This window comes from Confluentibacter lentus, from assembly GCF_002806995.1.
GTDB lineage: Bacteria > Bacteroidota > Bacteroidia > Flavobacteriales > Flavobacteriaceae > Confluentibacter > Confluentibacter lentus.
On the sequence record NZ_NIHE01000004.1, the window covers coordinates 113,765 to 131,493 of the forward strand.

At 31.1% G+C, this 17,729-nt stretch carries 16 protein-coding genes; 12 read left to right on the plus strand and 4 right to left on the minus strand.

Annotation, left to right across the window (positions count from 1 at the left end; translation table 11 throughout):
* Positions 1-26: 26 nt before the first annotated feature.
* From CDH50_RS09480 to CDH50_RS09495, 4 genes are all read right to left on the minus strand, one after another.
* Positions 27-248 carry a DUF2795 domain-containing protein gene (locus tag CDH50_RS09480; RefSeq protein ID WP_044638512.1) on the minus strand — a complete coding sequence of 74 codons (222 nt, stop codon included), beginning with the start codon at positions 246-248 and terminating at the stop codon, positions 27-29.
* 290 nt (positions 249-538) lie between these two features.
* Entirely contained in the window at positions 539-1,111 is a 573-nt protein-coding gene (locus CDH50_RS09485; RefSeq protein ID WP_100611938.1) for a cob(I)yrinic acid a,c-diamide adenosyltransferase, read from the minus strand.
* Between the two features lie 195 nt (positions 1,112-1,306).
* Positions 1,307-2,083, minus strand: coding sequence for an O-methyltransferase (locus CDH50_RS09490; RefSeq protein WP_100611940.1), 777 nt, complete (start codon positions 2,081-2,083; stop codon positions 1,307-1,309).
* A gap of 140 nt (positions 2,084-2,223) precedes the next feature.
* The gene (locus CDH50_RS09495) at positions 2,224-4,083 is read right to left on the minus strand and encodes an ABC-F family ATP-binding cassette domain-containing protein (protein WP_100612179.1); all 1,860 of its coding nucleotides are present in this window, start codon (positions 4,081-4,083) and stop codon (positions 2,224-2,226) included.
* Between the two features lie 102 nt (positions 4,084-4,185).
* Between CDH50_RS09495 and CDH50_RS09500 the strand changes: the two genes are divergently transcribed.
* Genes CDH50_RS09500 through CDH50_RS09555 form a run of 12 tightly spaced genes read left to right on the plus strand, consistent with a single transcriptional unit; the run spans position 4,186 to position 17,725 of the window.
* Positions 4,186-4,986, plus strand: coding sequence for a polysaccharide biosynthesis/export family protein (locus tag CDH50_RS09500; protein WP_100612180.1), 801 nt, complete (start codon positions 4,186-4,188; stop codon positions 4,984-4,986).
* A 9-nt stretch (positions 4,987-4,995) separates the two neighbouring features.
* Positions 4,996-7,461: an exopolysaccharide transport family protein gene (locus CDH50_RS09505; protein WP_100611942.1), complete on the plus strand. Its 2,466-nt coding sequence runs from the start codon at positions 4,996-4,998 to the stop codon at positions 7,459-7,461.
* 26 nt (positions 7,462-7,487) lie between these two features.
* On the plus strand, positions 7,488-8,384 hold the full coding sequence (locus CDH50_RS09510) for an ABC transporter permease (RefSeq protein WP_100611944.1): 897 nt from the start codon (positions 7,488-7,490) through the stop codon (positions 8,382-8,384).
* 1 nt (position 8,385) lies between these two features.
* The gene (locus CDH50_RS09515; RefSeq protein ID WP_100611946.1) at positions 8,386-9,675 is read left to right on the plus strand and encodes an ABC transporter ATP-binding protein; all 1,290 of its coding nucleotides are present in this window, start codon (positions 8,386-8,388) and stop codon (positions 9,673-9,675) included.
* Positions 9,665-11,116: a CatB-related O-acetyltransferase gene (locus tag CDH50_RS09520; RefSeq protein ID WP_157804963.1), complete on the plus strand. Its 1,452-nt coding sequence runs from the start codon at positions 9,665-9,667 to the stop codon at positions 11,114-11,116. Before CDH50_RS09515 ends, CDH50_RS09520 begins: the two co-directional genes overlap by 11 nt.
* 16 nt (positions 11,117-11,132) lie before the next feature.
* Positions 11,133-12,056 carry a polysaccharide pyruvyl transferase family protein gene (locus CDH50_RS09525; protein WP_100611950.1) on the plus strand — a complete coding sequence of 308 codons (924 nt, stop codon included), beginning with the start codon at positions 11,133-11,135 and terminating at the stop codon, positions 12,054-12,056.
* A gap of 16 nt (positions 12,057-12,072) precedes the next feature.
* Positions 12,073-13,095 carry a glycosyltransferase family protein gene (locus CDH50_RS09530; protein WP_157804964.1) on the plus strand — a complete coding sequence of 341 codons (1,023 nt, stop codon included), beginning with the start codon at positions 12,073-12,075 and terminating at the stop codon, positions 13,093-13,095.
* Positions 13,055-14,026, plus strand: a complete 972-nt coding sequence (locus CDH50_RS09535; protein WP_100611953.1) for a glycosyltransferase family 2 protein — start codon at positions 13,055-13,057, stop codon at positions 14,024-14,026. The genes CDH50_RS09530 and CDH50_RS09535 overlap by 41 nt, the downstream gene beginning before the upstream one ends.
* A gap of 5 nt (positions 14,027-14,031) precedes the next feature.
* Entirely contained in the window at positions 14,032-14,955 is a 924-nt protein-coding gene (locus CDH50_RS09540) for a glycosyltransferase family 2 protein (RefSeq protein ID WP_100611955.1), read from the plus strand.
* 7 nt (positions 14,956-14,962) lie between these two features.
* A complete protein-coding gene (locus CDH50_RS09545) occupies positions 14,963-15,856 on the plus strand; it encodes a glycosyltransferase family 2 protein (protein ID WP_100611957.1) in 894 nt (297 codons plus the stop codon).
* On the plus strand, positions 15,853-17,067 hold the full coding sequence (locus CDH50_RS09550) for a glycosyltransferase family protein (protein ID WP_100611959.1): 1,215 nt from the start codon (positions 15,853-15,855) through the stop codon (positions 17,065-17,067). The genes CDH50_RS09545 and CDH50_RS09550 overlap by 4 nt, the downstream gene beginning before the upstream one ends.
* Positions 17,060-17,725: an FkbM family methyltransferase gene (locus tag CDH50_RS09555; protein WP_100611961.1), complete on the plus strand. Its 666-nt coding sequence runs from the start codon at positions 17,060-17,062 to the stop codon at positions 17,723-17,725. The genes CDH50_RS09550 and CDH50_RS09555 overlap by 8 nt, the downstream gene beginning before the upstream one ends.
* Positions 17,726-17,729: the final 4 nt, after the last annotated feature.

Below are 17,729 nucleotides of genomic sequence, written 5' to 3' on the forward strand. Positions count from 1 at the left end.
ACTTTTTAACTATTCTTTATGCTTTATTAATATTCATCCTCATTCCAGAGGTAATCTTCATCAGTTGGATAGTCAGACCAAATTTCATCAATTGAATCGTAAGCGTCACCTTCGTCTTCAATAGACTGTAAATTTTCAACAACTTCCAAAGGGGCTCCCGTTCTAATAGCGTAATCTATTAACTCGTCTTTTGTTGCTGGCCAAGGCGCATCACTTAAATACGATGCTAATTCTAAAGTCCAATACATTTTATATGCGTTTTAATTTTGTGCAAAAATAATTTTTTAGTTCAAACACACAAGAAAAAAATGAATTATTTAATTATTATTTTTAAGAACGTGTTTTTTTACTATGTAAGCAGCTGAAATTTAGCTTTTAATTTGGGCGTTACCGCATCCTTCGGCTCCAATCAGGACAGGCGGTCGGGCTTTTCGTTACAATCTTTTTTATTTGTTCTCGATACATTTTGCTCATGCTTCACAAAACGCTCGAACTGACATAAAAAAGGATTTTCACTACAATCCTTAACGCACTTAATTTAGGATTTTTTTGGAATCCATTTAATTTCATCTGCTTGCAAATCGTAAGTCAACTTTCGTGCCAACACAAAAAGATAGTCAGAAAGGCGGTTTAAGTATATTAAAGCATTTGGTTCTACTGGCTCTAAATCATTAAGTGCAGCGGTTAAACGCTCGGCTCTACGGCACACACAGCGTGTAATATGACAGAATGACACCGTTTGATGGCCGCCTGGCAAAACAAAATGCGTCATGGGAGGTAACACGTCATTCATACTGTCTATTTCCTGTTCTAAAAGCTCAATATCTTCATCGGAAATTTTCTGGATATTCAATCGTTCTTTACCATTTTTCAATATTGCTTTTTCAGGATCGGTTGCTAAAATGGCACCTACGGTAAATAGTTTATCTTGAATGTTGATAAGGATATCTTTATATAGGGAATCGATGTCTTGGTCACGAATGAGTCCTAAATGGGAATTTAATTCATCAATAGTGCCATAGCTTTCAATGCGTATGTGGTGCTTGGGTACACGTGTGCCACCAAATAATGCCGTGGTTCCTGTATCGCCTGTTTTTGTATAAATTTTCATCTGTTTATATCTATTGCTTTTCAAAGGTCAGATGGAATTCGCAAATAATCATTTCGGTTGGTATCAACTTAATTGTTATGGCTCATTTCATGTAACAAAGTTAGAAGTTAAAAGTTAGAAGTTAAAAGTTTTTGCTATGAATTCATTGAGGTTTTTTATATTTCTGAAGGACTCAACAACTAAGCGATTAAACCATTAAACTCTCACAACAAAATTCTCTTTATTCACTTGTTCTTTCCTAAAAAAAACAAATCCCCAAAAAAAAGTATCGATGGTTAGGGTTACTTTTGGATGTTGTTTAATGATTTCCCAAGCATCGGTCATTGATTTGGACCAATAAATATCATCAAAAATAAATACGGAATCGTTGTGGGTGGTTTCTAAAAGTGATTCAAAATAATTTAAAGTGGCTTCTTTTTGATGGTTACCATCGAAAAAAATGAGGTTTAAGGTTCTTGGTTTAAGGTCTTTTATGACTTCATTAAAATTTCCAGTAATTAGTTGGATGTTTTCTAGATTGTATTTTTTAAAAGTTGATTTCGTGAATTTCGAAATATTCGGGCAGCCTTCAATAGTTATAACATTCGCATTTGGGTTAGCCAAACTCATGGCATGTGTTGCAACGCCCAGCGATGTGCCTAATTCCAGTATGTTTTTAGATTTAAAATAGGTAGAAAGTCTGTATAAAAGTTTGGCTCTTTTATTGGTGGTGCCAGCGTTTTTGGCCATTTCAGAAACAAGGCGTTCTTGTTGTTTTGTGGCATGGGAGCCGACTCCTAAATCGGTTACCTTAATTTTCGTTCTATTTTTTAGAAGCTCTTTTTTGTAATTTATAATCTCTTTGTAAACTTCATAATGAGAGGTATCATAAAAACACTTCGTCACCAAATTAAACACAAAAGGCGAGTGCACACCATGTTGGTTGGTGGATTTGATTAGGAATTTTATGTATTGTTTAATTTGGTACAACATATTTTATACTTGTTCTCGATACAAAATATTTCGTTCCTCAATATTTCACTCGAACTGACATAACTATAAAATTTATGTTGTCACTTCGAGTGAATTTGTTTCCAATAGAGAAACAAATTTGTATCGAGGCGTTTTTAGCTTTATTCCAATTTCGCCAACAACTCCAACCAGCGTTCTTCTTTAGCTTCTATATCATCCAGAATTTTCTGTAATGCTTCGGATAGTTTGTTAATCTCATCAGGAGATAAATCGGGGTTATTAAATTTTGCTTCCAGTTCTTTTTTGTCATAGGCAAGGGAATTCAGCTTACTTTCAATGTTTTTAAGTTCTTTCTCTTCGTTGTAGGTTAGCTTATTATCCTCGGTTTTTTTCCATGCTTTTTTATCTTTCTTTTCTTCAGAAGTATTGGAAATCACGGGTTGGCTATCTTCATAAACACGGTAATCGGTATAATTTCCGGGGAAATCTTCAATGACACCTTCGCCTTTAAAAACAAAAAGGTGATCTACCACCTTATCCATAAAATAGCGGTCGTGCGATACCACAATCACACATCCGGGAAAATCCAATAAGAAACTTTCCAACACATTTAAAGTGACAATATCCAAATCGTTGGTCGGTTCATCAAGGATTAAAAAATTAGGATTCTGAATTAAAACGGTACACAAATACAAGCGTTTACGTTCGCCACCACTCAATTTTTCAACAAAATCGTATTGTTTTTTTCGGTTGAATAGAAAGCGTTCCAAGAGTTGCTGTGCACTTATTTGTTTTCCCTTTTTTAAGGGAATGTAATCGCCAAAATCCTTAATAACATCAATCACTTTTTGCTCTGGTTTTATGGCAATGCCGTTTTGGGTATAATACCCAAATTTAACGGTGTCGCCTTTAATGATTTTTCCAGAATCTGGTTGATCGGTTTGGGTTAAAAGATTTAAAAACGTGGTTTTTCCTGTGCCATTTTTACCAATAATGCCCGTGCGCTCACCATTTTTAAATAGGTATTCAAAACCATTAAGAATCACTTTGTCCTTAAATGATTTATGGACTTTATGGAATTCAACAACTTTGCCGCCTAAGCGTTCCATATTGAGTTCCAATTGCACTTCATAATCGTTCCGGCGTTGACTGGCACGGTGTTTTATATCGTGAAAATCATCGATTCTCGATTTCGATTTTGTCGTTCTGGCTTTGGGCTGGCGGCGCATCCATTCCAACTCCTTTTTGAAGAGTTGTTTGGCTTTACCGGTTTCTACTTCGGTTTGTTCAATTCTAGCCTCACGTTTTTCTAGATAATAGGAGTAGTTGCCTTTATAGCTATAGAGCTGGCCTTCATCTAATTCAATGATTTCATTGCACACACGTTCCAAAAAATAACGGTCGTGCGTCACCATAAAAAGCGTCATGTTTTCCTTGGCGAAAAAAGATTCCAACCATTCAATCATTTCCAAATCCAAATGATTGGTAGGCTCATCCAAAATCAATAAATCGGGTTTGTTTATTAAGGCGTTTGCTAATGACAGTCGTTTCTTTTGTCCGCCAGAAAGTGTGCTTACTTTTTGATTTAAATCCTCCAGATTTAATTTGAACAGTATTTGTTTGTATTGGGTTTCAAAATCCCAAGCTTGATGTTGTTCCATTTGCTCAAACGCCTTTTGGTAGGCATCGGAATCCTCGGGGTCTAAAAGTGCATGTTCGTAATTTAAAATGACTTTTAAAATGGGATTATCACTTGCAAAAATGGTTTCTTCAATAGTTAAATCCTTATCTAATTTTGGGTCTTGCGATAAGAACGCCACTTTAATATCTTTTCTGTAGATGACGTTTCCAGAATCGGCTTCATCCTCGCCCGAAAGAATATTTAAAATAGAGGTTTTTCCCGTGCCGTTTTTAGCCACAAAGGCTATTTTTTGGTCTTTATGGACACTAAAAGAGAGGTTTTCAAACAGCGTTAGCTCTCCGTAGGATTTTGATATGTTTTCGACAGTTAAATAATTCAAGGCGTATTTTTTTTGCAAAGAACGGATAAAAAACCAAAAATAACAGTATTAGTTTTATTGTTACCTTTGAAAAGTTATATTTGTGGTAAATCCATTTACTTTATGATAAAACAATTTTCATTGTTTGTAAGTATAACAACTGCCGTGTTGTGTTCCTCATGCATCACCAATAAAGATGTTGTTTATCTACAGGATAAAGGAACTGTCATTCCTGATTCTTTGGCTATTAAAGAATTATCAAAGCCGTATAGAGTACAAGTTAATGATATTTTAAGTATTAATGTCAAGGCTTTGGATGAAGAGCTAACAGCAATTTTTAATCCTGTTGAAACTACAAATTTAAACGTAAATCAAGGACAATCATCATTGTATTTTAATGGTTTCACGGTGGATTTACATGGCAATATTAAGTTTCCTATTTTGGGTGATATTAACGTGTTGGGATATACGATTAAAGATATTGAAGATAAGGTGAAAACCGAATTGCTAGCCCAATATTTTAAAGAAACTGCTGAAATATTTGTAACGGTTAAATTGGCTGGATTAAGATATACTGTAACTGGAGAGGTTGGAGGGACAGGCATTTACACACTTTATCAAGATAGGGCAAATATTATTGAAGCGTTGGCAAATGCTGGCGATATTAGCCAAACAGGTGACAGGACAGATGTTTTGGTGGTAAGGCAATATCCTGATGGGCAAAAAATCCATCATATAGATCTAACAGATATAACAGCGATGCATTCGCCCTATTATTATATTCAGCCGAACGATATTATTTTGGTAAAGCCTTTAAAACGTAAAGCCATAGGTGCTGGACAAACGGCCTTTCAAAATTTAACGACTATAGCATCCATATTATCTGTATTGGTATCTACCTATTTTTTAACTAAAAATCTTTAATATTTCATTATGATTGAAGAATTTGAAGTTTCAGAATCCAATACAAGTTTTGATATTAAAAAGTTTTTATTCAGGGCTTTAAGTTATTGGAAGATATTTGTAATACTTTTAGCTATTGGTGTTTTTTACGTGTATCAAAAAAATATTCGGGAAGAGTTTTCATACCGTTTAGGAACCAAAATTTCTATTGAAGATGATAGTAATCCCTTATTTACATCCACTCAAAGTTTAAATTTCAACTGGGGGGGCGTAACCTCTAAAGTACAAACCATGATTGTAACGCTTAAGTCGCGTTCGCATCATGAAAAAGTGGTGGATAGATTAGAGTTTTATAAAAGTTATTTGAAGCAAGGGCGTTTTAGAAAACAAGATATTTACAAAGCATCCCCTTTTAGGTTTAATCATGATTATAATTTTCCGCAGCTTATAAATATTCCCATCGAAATCACATTTTTGGATGCCAGTTCCTTTGAGATGCAAATAGAATTTCCCGGAAATACGGCAACGGTTCAAAATTATATGACAAAAGAACTTTCAAGTGTTGATGTACCTGTTGGTGTTTTTAAAAGGCGCTACAAATTTGGAGAATCCATTGAATTGCCATTTTTAAAAGGCATTATTAATTTAGCGGAAAACAGGGTTGCAGTTCCTGAGGAAGATTATTTTATTCAGTTTGCTAGTTTTGATGCCGTGGTGGCAAGTTATCAAGGCAGAACATCGATTGCCAATACGGCAAATTCCCCAATTCTTGATATCGCTCTTATTGATAAAAACACCGAAAAAATAGTTGATTATTTAAATACGGTCGTTGCTGTTTTAAGTGATGATCAGCTAGATAGAAAAAATCAGTATGCATCCAATGCTATAAAATTTATTGATGAACAAATATCGAGAGTTCAAACAGAGTTGACCGATAATGCTGAGGCTTTGAATGATTATAGAAAGGACAACAAAATTTATAATTTAACTGATGATAGTAGCCTATTAAATGAAAAATTAGCCAAATTAGATACAGAAAAAGAATTCATCAACAGGCAATTAAATTATTATTCAAATCTTAAAAACTATTTATTAACCAGTAGCTCATTTACCGAAATACCAGCACCTTCCATAGCAGGAATTACAGACCCCAATATTTTGAACAATGTCTCCAAAATTAATGAACTCTCTGTAGAAAAATCGAAATTACAATATTCTGTAAGGAGCGAAACATCCGTGTTTAATGATTTAAATAGACAGGTAGAAGGCTTGAAAAATGTATTACTTGAAAACATTAGTTCAGTCACAAATAGTTTAAGGAGAGATTTGAATTCAATAAATTCAGATTTAAGTCGTGTGGAGGCCGAGTTTAGTAAATTGCCCGAAGACCAACAAAAGCTCATTACCATCCAACGTCAATATTCACTAAGTGAACAGACCTATAATGTGTTTTTGGCTAAACGAGGAGAGGCTGAAATTATTAAAGCATCTAACGTGTCGGATATATTGATTATAGACCCAGCAAAAAATACTGGAGCCACACTTTTAGGCAGGAATTTAAACATACGCTATGTATTTGCTCTTTTTGTAGCCTTATTAATTCCACTACTATTGGCTTTTATTCTAACGTTTTTAGATAATAGTATCCATAGCCCCATGGATGTAGAGCAGTTATCGTCCATCCCAATTTTAGGGGTTATAGGTAAAAATAATCTTGACAATAATTTAGTGGTCCACAGAAAACCTAAATCGGCTGTTGCCGAAGCATTTAGGGCAGTTCGTTCTAATTTACAGTATTATTATAAATCGCAAGATTTAGAGGGAGCAAAGACACTGTTGGTGACTTCTTCGGTTAGTGGGGAGGGAAAAACGTTTTGTTCCATAAACATAGCTACGGTTTTTGCATTGAGTGGAAAGAAAACCATTTTGCTAGGGCTGGATTTGAGGAAGCCAAAGATTTTTGGGGATTTTAATATTAAAAATGATATCGGCGTTGTTAACTATTTAATCGGTCAGGAATCATTAGATACGGTTATTCAGCACACAGAAATTGGCCATTTAGATGTTATTACATCGGGACCTATTCCACCCAACCCGTCCGAATTGCTCATCAATGAAAAGCTGCATGAACTCATTACAATTTTAAAAACGAAATATGATTATATTGTTTTAGATACCCCCCCGGTAGGTTTAGTTTCGGATGCTTTAGAATTGTTGGATCATGTAGATGTGTCTTTATATGTTGTTCGTCAGGATTATACCAAGAAAGGCATGCTCAATTTTATTAACGAAAAGTATAAAACCAAACAGATTAAAAACATTAGTTTAATCTATAATGGCTATGACCAAAAAGCAAAATACGGCTATGGTTACGGCTATGGTTACGGCTATGGTTATGGCTACGGAAATTATGCCAACGGATACCATGATGATGCCAATCAAAAATTAAGTTTCGTAAATAAATTGAAACGTGTATTTAAGATTAACAACTCATAAATTCATAATAGTTAAATATCAAGTTATTGGATAATAAAAAAGCAAATCAAGATTGGCTATATACAATTTCTCCAAAAAATAGTGCCATAAACCTTAATTTTAAAGAGATTTGGTATTATCGCGATTTGTTATTGCTGTTTGTAAAGCGTGATGTTATAACCCTTTATAAACAAACTATTTTAGGGCCTTTGTGGTATTTTATACAGCCCTTATTTACATCTATAATTTTTACGTTGGTTTTTAATACTATAGCTGATATAAAAACTGGGGCAGGGGTGCCGCCTTTCTTGTTTAATTTGGCTGGGATAAGCGCATGGAATTACTTTAGCGCTTGCCTAAATGGCACAAGTGATACGTTTAAACAGAATCAAGGCATTTTTGGAAAGGTTTATTTTCCTCGGGTTATCATGCCAATGGCAACTGTGTTGTCAAACCTTATTAAGTTTGGTATCCAGCTGTTGGTGTTTGTTAGTTTCTATATCTATTTTGTATTTTTTACAGACATAGCTTATAACACCTCTCCAAGTATCTACATAATATGGCTGCCATTAGTTGTTATCATTATGGCTTTAATGGGTTTGGGTTTTGGTATGATGATTTCTTCCATGACTACAAAATACCGCGATTTGAGTTTTTTGGTTGGTTTTGGCGTACAATTATTAATGTATGGTTCTGCCGTTATGTACCCTGTTTCGTTAATACAAGATAAAGTACAGCTAGGCGAATTGCCTATTTGGGTTGGGAACGTCATTGAATATAATCCTATGACAACTGTTATAGAAATGTTTCGTTTCATGATGCTAAATGTGGGAAGCTTTTCATTTATAAAATTAATCTACGCAACAACCATTAGTGTGATTGTATTTTTATTGGGATTAATTGTTTTTAATAGAACAGAACGACGGTTTATAGATACGGTTTAATATGAGTGACATAATACTAAAAGCCGAGAATATAAGCAAACAATATCGATTAGGTCTTGTGGGCACAGGTACCATCAGCCATGATTTAAACCGTTGGTGGCACAAAATTAGAGGTAAGGAAGACCCCTATTTAAAAATAGGAGACGTAAATGATAGAAGCACCAAAGGAACTTCGGATTATGTTTGGGCATTACAGGATATTAATTTTGAAGTAAAGCAAGGCGAAGTTTTAGGTATCATAGGTAAAAATGGTGCCGGAAAATCAACCTTGCTAAAAATACTCTCAAAAGTCACTAGTCCAACTACAGGTGAAATTAAGACAAGAGGTCGAATCGCCTCGTTACTGGAAGTTGGTACAGGGTTCCATGGAGAAATGACAGGTAGGGAAAACATTTACCTTAATGGTGCTATCTTAGGAATGACCAAAAAAGAGATTGCCTCAAAAATCGATGCCATCATAGATTTTTCGGGCTGTGAGCGCTATATCGATACCCCTGTAAAACGTTATTCTTCGGGCATGACCGTGCGTTTAGCATTTGCCGTAGCCGCTTTTTTAGAGCCGGAAATTTTAGTGATAGATGAAGTATTGGCGGTAGGTGATGCCGAATTCCAAAAAAAGGCCATTGGTAAAATGCAGGATATTAGTAAGGGGGAAGGTAGAACGGTGTTGTTTGTGAGCCATAATATGGCGGCGGTGCAAGACTTGTGTTCAAGAATTATAATATTAGAAAGTGGTAAACTAATTTTTGAAGGAAATGTAAATATAGGAATATCAAAATACTTAAATCAAAATAATGTTTCTAAAGGTTTTGTAGATTTCAAAAAGGTCAATAATATAAAATCAGCTTCATTTTCACATTTTGAAATTACCAATCAAAAAGGAGAAATAACATCAAAGTTCAAATCAGGAGAGCCTATTACTTTTAAGACAATGGTCAGTGTTAAGCATCTTATTAGAAATCCTGTTTTTAGTTTGCGTATTAGTGATTTAAATAACGTAAATATTATAACTTGGAGAAGCAATGATTTTAAAAAAGAACCTTTACCTAAAATGCAAAAGAATAATTTTGAAGTTACTATAACTACAAAAACATTATATTTATTAAATGGAATTTATAATATTTCAATTGGTTTAGCAGATGGAAAAGAAGTTCTAGATTCAGAAATAAAATTTGAAAAATTTGAAATTTTTCCCTCAAAGCCAAATGATGAATTTCATTCGATAACAAAAGAAAAATCAACTAATAGTTTGATTTATTCTGCTGCAATATGGAATGTTTATGAAAAATAGATTAAAGAACATTTTGAAATCTGAAAAGCGTATTAACATTAATAGTGCTTTAAATAATATTGCGGTAATTTATTTTATTCCAGATTCAAATCTAAATAAATATAATAATTGGAAAGATGGTTTTACAAGAGCTATAAACATTTTGAGTGAAGATTTTAATATAACTTGGATAAATTTATTTGATGTAAAACCATCTTCTGATGAATTAAATCAATTTGATTTTTTAATCGTAAAAAGTTGTTGGGATTGGATAGTAGATAATTATGTAAGGAGTTTAAAAAACTTAAAAGTATACAAGGGAATAATGGTCTCTTGTTCTAAAATTCCTAACAATAAGCAAAGCATGTTTTTTTATGATATTGTTTGGTATGAAACATATTGGTACGGCAAGCAAATATCAGAGCATCCAAACTTAGTTCATGCATTTGGTGTAAATGCATCAGATTTTGGTTTTCAAAATTATGAAAAAGATATAGATGTTTTAGGTATTGGGGCTTTAACTTCACATAAAAGATTTCATAAATTTATTGATTTACCTCAAGAAAAAAAAGTAATAGTAGGTGATGTAAACACAACAGATTCTTCAGGAATAAAAAGCTATTTAGAAAACTCAGGAATTAAAATATTGGAATATACATCTCAAGAGGAGCTTTCGAAATTGATAAATAAATCTAAATTAGTTTATATTCCCTCTGATGTAAATGGAGGTGGAGAACGTGCCGTTTTAGAATCTCGTTTGTGCAATGTGCCTATAAAGATTGAAAATGACAATCCAAAATTAAAAGAGTTAATTGCAAGTCCAATTTGGGATGAATATTATTATTCTAATCAAATAAGAACGAGCATACAAAAATTATTTAATAAAAAAGAATCAACTTTTATTAGTAATAGAATTGAATCTAGTAATAAAATTAAAGCAGGTAGAAATTCATTTCACAACGGTAATTTTATAGTGAAGGGAGATGAATTTGTGTCTATTGGAGCTTTTTGTTCGTTTGGGAATAATGTTTCTATTATAACATCTAATCATGATACAAATTTTCTTTGCTCACAAGGATATTTATATCGTAATTATTTTAAAAAAAATCATCCAGGAGAAGATGCCAATCCACCAAATATCGAAAGGACAAAAGGACCAGTTTATATTGGTAATGACGTTTGGATTGGGGATAATGTGACAGTTTTGTCTGGTGTAAAAATTGGTAATGGAGCATCAATTGGTACAGGCACGATAGTCACTAAAGATGTGGGTGATTTTGAAGTACATGCAGGTATACCAAATAAAAAAATTAAATTAAGGTTCAATAAAGATATTATTGAATTAATACAAGAAACAAAATGGTGGAATTGGTCTGACAAAAAAATAAGATGTAATGAAAAAATTTTTCATTTGAATTTAAATGAATGTACTACAGAAGATTACAAAAATTCAATTAAGTGATTTTTATGGATTTTAGATGGATATAATTTACTACAAATCAGATATTGGTAATTTTGGTGATGATTTAAATGCTTGGTTGTTGCCTAAATTGTTAGGGAATGATATGTTAAATTCAAGTTCGGATTCTTGTATTATAGGTATTGGGTCAATATTGGATGAAAATTCCAGATTGATGGAGTCGACAAAAAAATATAAAACAAAGTATATTTTTGGTACTGGAGTAAGAAGTATCAATACGAATTTACAATTGGATGATAGCTATAAGACTCTATTTTTAAGAGGTCCTTTCAGTTCGTTGAAAATAAATAAAAATATAGATAGTTATATTTCAGATGGTGCATACTCTTTAGCATTAACAGATTTTTATGAAAAAAAACTTAAGGATTCTAAAAAAAAGTATAAGGTTAGTTTTATGCCATACTTTAGATCGATGGATAAAGTAGATTGGGTGAAAATATGTAAAGAAATGTCATGGAATTTAATTTCTCCTTTAGAAAAAAATATTGAGTTTTTATTATCTGAAATAGCATCAAGTGAGTTAGTTGTTTCTGAAGCAATGCATGGGGCTATAATTGCTGATATTTGTAGAGTACATTGGAAAAGAGTCCGCTTTTATTCTCATATACATGAAACTGAGGTGGTTTCAGAATTTAAATGGAACGATTGGTTATATTCGGTAAATCTTAGTAATAATTATTTTAATTTAAGGTTTTTAAATACTGAATTATTTCCAAAACGTATTTTAAAAAAATATTTTAATAGCTATTTTGTTTCTCAGCAGGAAAAAGAGATTGTTAAAGCGTTAAAATCTAGTTTATTAGATAAAGAAACGGTTATGCTATCTACTGATGAGGTTTTTTTTGAAATAAAAAAAAAGATACAAATTATTATAGAAGATTTTAAAAATAATATAAATGAAGGTGTTTCTTCCATTTTATAGAGATGATTATAAATATTTGATTGAGTTAGAAAACAATTTTGAAGGAACTTTTACATATGGTAATTTAAATGATTATAATATATCTTATGATATTGTAAATATCCATTGGCCAGAAGCTATATTTAATTGGAAAGAACCTAGCCAAGATGAACTAAATTCTTTAAAAAAAAACCTTGAAGAGTGGCAAAAATATTCTAAAATCATAACTACTCGCCACAACGATTATCCACATTTCAGAAACACAAATAACTTCAAAAAGTTATACGATTTGGTTTATAGTTTTTCAGAAGGGATTATTCACTTGGGAGATTATAGTTTTTTAAATTTTAAATCTATATATACTAACAAAAAGCAAATAGTTATTAGGCACCCATTATTCAAATCTATTCCTAATACTATAACAAAAACAGAATCTAGAATCATTTTAAAAATAAATCAAAATGCAAAAGTTATTTTAGTTTTTGGAGCTATAAGATCTCAAGAAGAAAAAAAAATAATTCAAGAATCATTTCAAAAATTAAAAGTCAAGAATAAAATTTTGTTAGCACCAAGAATGTCTTATGGTTTATCTCCTAATGTTCCAAAATATTTAAGAAAATATGCTTTTTTTTTAATTAAAAAATATAACAGATTAATTAAAAAACATTATTTTGAAAATAAATTCGTTAAAACTTTACAAATACAAAATTATGTTAATGCAGCTGATGTAATTTTGATTGCGAGAAAAGAAGGTCTTAATTCAGGAAATGTATTTTTGGCATATACTTTCAAAAAGACAGTTGTTGGACCAAATATTGGTAATATTGGTGAAGAATTAATGAGGGCAGGTTTTCCCGTTTATGACTTCAATCATAAGAGTTCTATCGAAAATGCAATCAAAGAGGGATTGAATTTATCTTTGGAAATAGAAAATAAAATAGATTTTGACCGAATATGGGAAAGCCACAATCCAAAATTAATTTCCAAGCAATACTTAGAGTTTTTTAAGCTTATTTTAAATGAACAGACCATTAATTTCAATAATAATTCCGGTTTATAATAGGGCACATTTAATTGATGGCACATTGAATTCAATTAAAGCCCAAACATATCAAAATTGGGAATGTATTATTGTTGATGATGGAAGTACCGATAATTTGAAATATTTAATTAATAAGTATATAATAGAAGATTCTAGGTTTCAATACATACATCGACCAAAAAATAAGCCTAAGGGGGCTAACTCGTGTCGAAATTATGGATTATATTTAAGTAAAGGAGATTATATTAATTGGTTTGATAGTGACGATTTAATGGTGCATAATAAACTTGAGATTCAAATTAACCATTTGCATAATTCTTCCTATGACTATAGTATTTGTCAGACAATGATGGTTGACTTAAAATCAAAAGAAAAACTCGGATTAAGAGCACCTAAGCTTATTTCTGATAATATTTTTGAGGATTATGTATCTTATAATATATTTTGGTTGACAGGAGCACCACTCTGGAAAAAAAGCTTTTTAAATAAAAACAACTTGGTTTTTGATGAAAATTTATATCAAGCTCAGGATTATGATTTTCATATGAAAACACTTCTTATTTCAGAAAATTATTTGCAAATTAATGAACCACTTGTCATTTTTAATTTTCATGAAGATAATATGTCAAATTCAAGAATAAACAATACAAGAAAAATTGCTTCAAATATTAAAGTCTTAAATATGATAATTAATAAATATAACTTTAGATTAAGTAAATCAACTTTAAAAAAAAAGTATGCAGAACTTTTAAAATTATATAAGTTTTGTTTAATAAACAGTAAATTCAAATCATCCTTGATGGTTCTAAAATCACTATACCAAAATATTAATATTTTAGAAATTAGTAATTATGCTAAGTTTGTTTTTATCATGAAATCTTGTATGGCTTTTTTATCATTTCTAATTTTTTCTAAGGGTGAAAGATTTTTAAGGTTTAATATTTTATAATAAAGATGAATAATTTATTAGTATCTGTAATTATTCCGTGCTATAACCAAGGATTATTTTTAAATAATGCTTTACAATCTGTTTTAGACCAAACTTATACGAATTGGGAATGTATCATTGTTAATGATGGAAGTATAGATGATTCTGAAAATATTGCTAAAAATTGGGTAGCCAAAGATGCTAGATTTAGATATTTTTATAAACCAAACAGTGGTGTTAGTGCTACCAGAAACTTGGCACTAGATAAGGTTAAAGGACATTATATACAGTTTTTAGATGCTGATGATATATTGGATAAAAGAAAACTTGAATTATCGTTAAATGCTTTGGATGCATCCCAAAGTGAAAACCAACAGATTGTAATATCTAATTTTAGAATGTTTTCTGGTAATGCAAATGTAACCTCAGAGCCATATTGCATTTTAAATAAAGAATTGTTTACTTATCAGAATTTGCTTTATAAATGGAATGAGTCTTTTTCTATCCCAATACACTGTGGTTTCTTTGAAACCTTTTTATTTAGGACAATTCGTTTTCCAGAAAATTTAACGGCACAAGAAGATTGGATGGTTTGGGTTAAACTATTTAGATTAAATATTGAAGTCTTTTTTTTAGATAAACCTTTGGCTTTTTACAGACAAAATTTAAGTGGAAGAACGAAAACTAAAAGTTTACTTGAAGATCAAATAAGAGCATATGAGTATTTAAAAGAAATACTTGATGAAAAAGAATTTCATAGACTTTCAATTGTATTAATAACAAGGTATTATAGAGCTCAAGAGGAGTTTAAAAGTAGATTAAGAAATATCAAAATGTCACAACCCTATCAAACAGGGCTAATAGTAAAGAAAGTGCTAAAAGCTTTTGGATTATTAAAAATTTCAAAAAAAATATTTCCATTCTTTTTAAAATTTAAAACTAAGAATTAAAAGGTTTATGTTAGCCATCGTAATTCCATATTACAAGCATACTTTTTTCGAATCAACTTTACTTGCATTAAAAAGTCAAACTAATAAACAGTTTGCTGTTTATATAGGTGATGATGCCGGCCCTGACGACCCAAAAGAATTAATAGAAAAATATAAAGATGCTTTTACAATTAATTACAAACGATTTGATTCCAATTTAGGCAGTATTTCACTTGTAAAACAATGGGAGCGTTGTTTGGATATGGTACAAGATGAAACTTGGGTAGTAATTTTAGGCGATGATGATGTAGTTAGCGATAGTTTTGTTGCTGAATTTTATAACCATTTAGATGAAATAACTAAATTAAAAATAGATGTTGTTAGATATTCAACTGTTGTAATTAATGAAGATGGTGAGGAGATATCTAAAACTCATAAACATCCAAAGTTGGAAACTGCAAGCGATTTTTTAATTCGTAAGTTTAAAGGAGGCACCAGAAGTTCTTTAAGTGAATATATTTTTAAAAAGGAAAAAATTGATGCAATCAAATTTAAAGATTTTCCACTAGCATGGTCAAGTGATTTGCTTGGAGTGATTGAGTTTTCATGTGGCAATAACATTTATACCATCAACAGTGCATTAGTTTATTTTAGATTAAGCAGAAAAAATATTACAGGAAAAACAGATTCAATAGAAAAAAATGAAGCATGGTTTCATTTTTATGATTATCTACTAACAAATTTTGGAAAACAATATTCTAAAGAGTTGATTAATATGCTTTTTAATAGACTTGAAAAAGTACAATTAAATAATAAAAAAACACCCCTTAGATGGATGAGATTATTTTTATTGTATGTCCGTTTCCATCAGTATCACAGGTTTTTATTACTATTTTTAAAAATTAAAAGAAGCATTCGATGAGGTTTTTAGTTATAGTCCAAGATTTAAGGATTTCTGGCACAAGCGCGGGCATAGGAAGGAGGTCTTTGTTGGGCAAATTACGTAAGGTTTATCCAAATTCAATAATTGAGGTTTGCTATTTAAGTCGTTTTAATACAGAAGATCGTTTAGACTTGTTACCAGTTAATAAAATTACCCAGCATATTGTTAAAACAAAAGTTCCTTTTTATACAACATTTCTAAACAGAATTTTTTGGCGGTTGTTTCATGTATCTTTAAATGAACGCTATATCCTGAAACAGTACGCTAAATTTATAGGGGCTATTGATTTTAAGAAGTATGATCATATTCTTATAACAAGTTCTGGAATTGAACATGAAACGATTTTGGCTACCCATGGGTTACCTATATTAAAGAATTCGGTTTTGATTTTTCATGACCCATACCCTTTATCATGGTATGTGGGTTCTAATAAAACCCCTTCAAATTTAGATTTTTTCCGGTTAAAGTATGTTATGGAGGTAGTAAGACAGTCCAAGGCTTGTGCTAGCACAGCAAACTGTATGTCGCATGATTTACAGCAGTTGTATGCATCTAAAAAAAAGTTTTATACATTACCACATCAATTTGAAGCTTCTGTTTTTGATTTTTCTGATATTAGTAATGTAATGGCAAAGTCTAAGAAAGTTGGTGTTTCCTATCATGGGGCTATTATGTTTGGAAGAGAGATAGATAGTCTTCTTGATGCTTATCAAGACTTAATAAATGATAGTTCAGTTTATAAAGAAAGTACAGAGTTCGTTTTAAGGTTGCGAGGTCAAGACAATGTAAGGTTGAGAAATAAATACTCTAATTGTGAAAACATTAAAATTCTAGACACATTAAATTTTTCAAATTCCTGCTATGAACAAACTCATGAAGCAGATATTCTTATAATTTTGGAAAACGGCCCTTTTTATTCTAATGTCTTGGTTGGTAAAGCGCCTTTTTTGGCCTCGTTGAAAAAACCAATATTGTGTATTTCTCCAGAAAGAAGTGAAATGAGGACTTTACTTAAAGACAAAAAATACATAGCAAGTTATGATGACTTCGAAGAAATAAAGCTAAAATTGAAGAATTTAATAGATGATAGATTGAATTCAAATGAGCAGGTTTTTCCTTTTGGAGATTATTTTGGTGACGAGAGTTTTAAGCTTATGTTGAATGAAATATTAGAAGATAAATATGATTGAAAAAATTAAACGATTTATAAGGCGACGATATAATATAAGTTTTTCAAAATCTGGAGACGACATACAGCTTATGAAACTAATAAACAATAATACGCCTGGTACTTATGTAGATATTGGTTGTTGGCATCCAATAAAAGCATCAAACACTTATTTTTTTCATCTTAGAAAATGGAAAGGACTTTGTATTGATTCTAATCCAGAATTGAAATCTCTTTATGCAAAATATAGGCCTTCAGATAATTTTATTAATGTTGGTTTGGGAAATTCTGATTCCATATTAAAATATTATATGTTTAAGGAAAGTTCTATGAATACATTTAGTAGAGAGTTTATTGATAAACATAAATTGCATTTAAAAATTAAAAACATCAAAGACATTCCTATTTATTCTTTGAAAGATATTTTAGATAAAAATTTAGATGAAAATGATAGGTTGGATTTTTTTGATGTTGATGTTGAAGGATTTGATTTAGAAGTTTTAAAGACAAATGATTGGGATAAATACAGACCTAAAGTTGTTGTTGTAGAAAGTGATGTGGCAATAAAACAAGATGTTAATTCTGAATTGGTAAAGTATCTTGAATCCAAAAATTATAGATTAATTGGGAAATCAAATATTAATGGTGATTTAGGCAATCTATTTTTTATATCAAATTAAATAG